Here is a 5,303-nt window from a genome sequence, read left to right as displayed (position 1 = left end):
ACCCCGCCGAGGATCACGAAAACCATGATCTCCCCGCTGGTCTGCCAGCTGAACATCACCGGGCTCACAAAACGGTTGAGGTCGGCGAAAAGCGCCCCGGCAAGCCCGGTGATCGCCCCGGAAATCACGAAGGCCACGAGCCGCAGACGATAGGGCGCAAGGCCCACGGTCTCCACCCGCTCCGCGTTCTGGCGCGCCGCCGAAAGGGCGAGGCCGAAGGCGGACCGCGCCAGCCGCCCGGCAAGGAGCAGCGCCAGCGCCAGCACGACGAAGGCGATGGCGAAGAACTGTATCGGATCGAGCGTATTCAGCCCCGGAAACCCGTTGCGCACATAGATCGAAAGCCCGTCCTCCCCGCCGTAGGCAGGCCATGAGATCGCGAAGTAATAGAGCATCTGCCCGAAGGCGAGCGTGATCATGATGAAATAGACACCGCTGGTGCGCAGGCTCAGCGCGCCGATGGCCAGTGCCGCCAAGCCTGCGACAACGATCGCCACCAGCCAGATCACCGGCATGGACTTCGTGCCCTCGATCAGGAAAGGCGTCTCCATCAGCGGTGTATAGCTTTGCGCGTGGGCGGCGAGAATGCCCATGGCATAGCCCCCCAGCCCAAAAAAGGCGGCGTGCCCCAGCGACACGAGCCCGCCGAGCCCCAGCGCGATGTTAAGGCCGACGCCCGCCAGCGCGAGGATCGCGGCCTTGGTCGCAAGCGTGATGATGAAAGGTTCATCCAGCAGCAGCGCCGCCCCGGCGGTCACGGGCAGCAGCAGGAAAAGGACGATGTTCAGGATGGCTTCGCGGCGCATGGTCTCACCCCTCCCCGAAGAGGCCGGTGGGCTTGAACAGCAGCACCCCCGCCATCAGAATGTAGATCGACATCGACGCCAGCGCCGATCCGATGGAGGTCGCGGCGGACTGGTCCATGAAAGCACCGAAGCCGAGGGGCAGCAGCACCCCGCCCAGCGTATCGGTCAGACCCACCAGCAGCGCACCCACCAGCGCGCCCTTGATGGACCCGATCCCGCCGATGACGATGACGACGAAGGCAAGGATCAGCACCGGCTCGCCCATGCCGACCTGCACCGACTGGATGGCGCCTACCATGGCCCCCGCCAGCCCGGCGAGTGCGGCACCCAGCGCGAAGACGAGGGTATAGAGTTTGGAGATATCCACCCCGAGAGCGGCGATCATCTCCCGGTCCGCCTCGCCCGCGCGGATCTGGATGCCGATGCGGGTGCGCGCGATGAGCGCGAAAAGCCCCACGGCAATCAGCAGCCCGACCCCGATGATCAGCAGCCGGTAGGCCGGATAGAGGATGCCACCGGGCAGTGTCACCGGCCCCGACAGCGCCGCAGGCACATCGAGATAGAGCGGAAAGGACCCGAAGAGCCACCGCGTGCCTTCGGAAAAGACAAGGATCAATGCAAAGGTCGCGAGCACCTGATCGAGGTGGTCGCGGTCATAGAGCCTGCGGATCACCACCAGTTCGATCAGCGCGCCCGCCGCTGCTGCGGCGATCAAGGCCGCTACCAGCCCCAGCGCGAAGGATCCCGTGGCCGCCGCCACGGCAGCGGCCGCGAAGGCCCCCACCATGTAGAGCGAGCCATGGGCGAGGTTGATCAGCCCCATGACCCCGAAAATGAGCGTGAGCCCGGCGGCCATGAGAAACAGCATGATGCCCGATTGCAGCCCGTTCAGGATCTGCTCGATCAGCAATATCGTCGTCATTGGGGTATTCTACTCCGGTCCGGGCGGGTCCCCGGACCCTTGGCAGGTTGGAAAGGCCCCGGCACAGCGCCGGGGCCGTCCGGTCACATCTTGCAGTCGCCGCCGTAGGCGTCCTGATGGTCGGCGGCGGCGGTGCCGATGATCTTGTTCGTGACCACGTCGCCTTCCTTGACCACCTCGCGCATGAAGATGTCATGGATGGGGTGATGGTTCTCGGCAAAGCGGAACTTGCCCCGGACAGACTCGAAATCCGCTTCCTTGAGTGCGGCGCGGAAGGCATCCGCATCCGTCACGCTTGCCTTTTCCATGGCGCTCAGCAGCAGATTGGCCGTGTCGTAACCTTGGGCTGCATAAAGCGACGGCAGGCGGCCATATTCCTTCTGGAACTCCTCCACGAAGGTCTTGTTGGCGGCGTTGTCGATGTCCTTCGACCAGTGGGACGTGTTCTTGACCCCCAGAGCGGCGTCCCCGATGGCACCCAGAATACCCTGATCGAAGCTGAAGGCCGGGCCCATCACCGCCTTGTCGACACCGGAACCGGCGTATTGTTTCATGAAGGAAATCCCCATGCCGCCCGGCAGGAAGAAATAGATCGTATCTGCATCGGAGGCGCGCATCTGCGCGATCTCGGCGGCATAGTCGGTCTGACCCAGCTTGGTATAGACCTCGGCCGCGATGTCACCTTCGTAGAACCGCTTGAAGCCCGCGATCATGTCCTGACCGGCGGGATAGTTGGGCGCCATCAGGAAGACGTTCTTAACGTCGTTGTCATTGGCCCACATGGCCGCCGCCTCGTTGAAGGCGTCGTTCTGCCAGCTGACGTTGAAGTAGTTGGGCGAACAGCCCTTGCCCGCCAGCGCCGAGGGGCCCGCGTTGGGCGACAGGTAGAACTTGCCCTGCGCGGTCACCGCAGGCACCACCGCCATGGCGAGGTTCGACCAGATGATCCCGGTCAGCACATCGACCTTTTCCGACTGCACCATCTTGTCGGCCAGTTGCACCGCGATGTCGGGCTTGCGCTGGTCGTCCTCCACCACGACCTCCAGATTCTCGTTCCCGGCCATTTTGGCGGCCAGCATGAACCCGTCGCGCACATCGATGCCAAGGCCCGCTCCACCGCCCGAAAGCGTCGTGATCATACCGACCTTGACCTTGTCCATATGCGCATCGGCCCATGCGGACCCCGCGCTCAGCGCCGCGATGGATGCGGCTGCGATCAATGACTTGAACTTCATTTCCTTCTCCCTTGGTATGGCGGCCCCGTTAGCCGGGCCGTTTCGATGATGTTATGAGGGGCGATTGGCACCACCCCGTCAAGCACGGCATCAGGTGACGCGCGCGCGGGTCTTGTACGTCTCGTTATCCCACAGGCTGTCTTTCATGACCTCGGCGATGATCGCCACCGCGCGGCTCACGTCCCCGGCGTCGAGGTAGAGCGGCGTGAACCCGAAGCGCATGATGTCGGGCGCGCGGAAATCGCCGATCACGCCCCGGTCGATGATCGCCTGCATCGCCGCATAGCCTTCGGCAAAGCGAAAGCTGACCTGACTGCCGCGCCGCGCGGGGTCCCGCGGGCTGGCAAGCGTCAGTTGCGGCGCTTTGGATTCGATCTCTTCGATGAACTGCTCCTGCAGCGCCAGCGAGGCGCGGCGGAGCGCCTGCATGTCGATGCCCTCCCAGAGCTCCATCGCCACTTCCAGCGCGGTCAGCTGGATAACGGGCGGGGTGCCCACGCGCATCCTCTCGATCCCCTGCCCGGGCCGGTAGCTCAGATCGAATTCGAAAGGCTGGCGGTGACCCAGCCAGCCGCTCAACGCCGGTTGCACGCTATCGGCCAGATCGGGCCGGACATAGATGAACGCGGGCGCCCCCGGCCCCCCGTTGAGATATTTGTAGGTGCATCCCACGGCGAATTCGCAATTGCTGCCCGCCAGATCCACCGGCAGCGCCCCGGCGGAATGGGCCAGATCCCAGATCATCACCGCCCCCGCCGCGTGGGCCAGTTCCGTCACGGTTTTCATGTCATGCAGCCGCCCCGTGCGGTAATCGACCTCTGTCAGCAGAACGGCGGCAACCTCCTCCGAGATGGCTTCGGCTACTTCTTCGGGGGCGACGGTGCGCAACTCGTACCCCTGCTCCAGCAGCCCCACCAGACCTTCGGCCATATAGAGATCGGAGGGAAAGTTGCCCGTATCGCTCAGGATCACGCGGCGGTCCGGGCGCAGCTTGACCGCGGAGGCCAGCGCCTGAAACACCTTGATCGACAGGGTATCCCCCATGACGACGGAACCTTCCGCCGCCCCGATCAGACGCCCGACCATATTGCCGACCCGGGCGGGCTGGTCCATCCAGCCGGCCTTGTTCCAGCCCCGGATCAGCATATCGCCCCATTCGTCCGCCAGCATCCGCTGCACCCGCGCGCCGACCTTCTTCGGCAAGGGACCCAGCGAATTACCATCGAGATAGACTACGCCCTCCGGCAGGACGAATTCGTTTTTCCTAAGCACGTCGGACACTTACAGCGCTCCCCTCACGTTCCACAATTCGGGAAACAATTCCACTTCCAGCATCTTGCGCAGATAGGCGACGCCGCTTGTGCCCCCCGTCCCCCGCTTGAACCCGATGATCCGTTCCACGGTGGTGACATGGTTGAACCGCCAGCGGCGGAAATAATCCTCCAGATCGACGAGCTTTTCGGCCAGTTCGTAAAGCTCCCAGTAGTGCGCCGGATCCTCGTAGACCCTTTGCCAGAGGTCCTGCACCTCCTTCAGCGCCTTCCAGTCCCCTTCTCCCGAGGCCCGGGCAGGCGGAGGCGCGCCCAGCCGGGCGCAGAGCACACCGATCGCAGCCTCGTAGAGGCTGGGCCGCGCCAGTTCCGCCTTGAGCACCCGGTGGTCCTCTCCGCGGTGTTCATGCAGCGACATGAGCGCTGCATTACGGTTGCCCAGGATATATTCGATGAGCCGGTATTGATGCGACTGGAAGCCGCTGGATTTGCCCAGCGATGGCCGGAAGGCGGTGTATTCGCTGGGGGTCATGGTGCGCAGCACGTCCCATGCGTTGTTGAGCTGCTCGAATATCCGCGCCACGCGGCTGAGCATCTTGAACGCGGGCTGCAGGTCGTCATGCTCCATCACCTTGCGCGCCGCCTGCAATTCGTGGATCGCCAGCCGCATCCACAATTCGCTGGTCTGGTGCTGGATGATGAACAGCATCTCGTCATGGGCATCGGACAGGGGGGACTGGGCCGAAAGGATCTTTTCGAGGCCAAGGTAGTCGCCATAGGACATCGCATCGCCAAAGCGCATCTTCGCCCCCTCCGATGCCTCGCCGAATTCGCTCATGACCGCTCCCGCAGCGCGAACCGCTGGATCTTGCCTGTCGGCGTCTTGGGCAGCGCGTCGACGAAGACGACCTCCCTCGGGTATTTGTAGGGTGCGATGGCGTTCTTCACATGCTCCTGCAGGGCCTTGACGGTCCGGGCGTCGCCCGTGGCCCCCTCCACCAGCACCACATGGGCCTGGACGATGGCACCGCGCGCATCGTCGGGCTTGCCCACCACGGCGCATTCGCTG

At 64.2% G+C, this 5,303-nt stretch carries 6 protein-coding genes; all 6 read right to left on the bottom strand.

Annotated elements, in window-relative coordinates; all coding sequences use genetic code 11:
- Window positions 1-806 (bottom strand): branched-chain amino acid ABC transporter permease (locus A3764_RS02470; protein ID WP_067951123.1); only part of this gene is annotated, 806 nt, incomplete at its 3' end.
- Window positions 807-810: 4 nt separating this feature from the next.
- The gene (locus tag A3764_RS02465; protein WP_067921602.1) at window positions 811-1,728 is read right to left on the bottom strand and encodes a branched-chain amino acid ABC transporter permease; all 918 of its coding nucleotides are present in this window, start codon (window positions 1,726-1,728) and stop codon (window positions 811-813) included.
- A gap of 83 nt (window positions 1,729-1,811) precedes the next feature.
- A complete protein-coding gene (locus tag A3764_RS02460) occupies window positions 1,812-2,963 on the bottom strand; it encodes an ABC transporter substrate-binding protein (RefSeq protein WP_067921600.1) in 1,152 nt (383 codons plus the stop codon).
- Window positions 2,964-3,053: 90 nt separating this feature from the next.
- The gene (kynU, locus tag A3764_RS02455; RefSeq protein WP_067921598.1) at window positions 3,054-4,244 is read right to left on the bottom strand and encodes a kynureninase; all 1,191 of its coding nucleotides are present in this window, start codon (window positions 4,242-4,244) and stop codon (window positions 3,054-3,056) included.
- Entirely contained in the window at window positions 4,245-5,072 is an 828-nt protein-coding gene (locus tag A3764_RS02450; protein WP_067921596.1) for a tryptophan 2,3-dioxygenase, read from the bottom strand. It abuts the gene before it with no gap.
- On the bottom strand, window positions 5,069-5,303 hold a 235-nt coding region (locus tag A3764_RS02445; RefSeq protein WP_443069364.1), incomplete at its 5' end, for an AMP-binding enzyme. The genes A3764_RS02445 and A3764_RS02450, both read right to left, overlap by 4 nt.

Source organism: Sulfitobacter sp. HI0129 (genome assembly GCF_001635395.1).
GTDB lineage: Bacteria > Pseudomonadota > Alphaproteobacteria > Rhodobacterales > Rhodobacteraceae > Sulfitobacter.
This window is presented reverse-complemented; position numbering and strand designations above follow the sequence as displayed.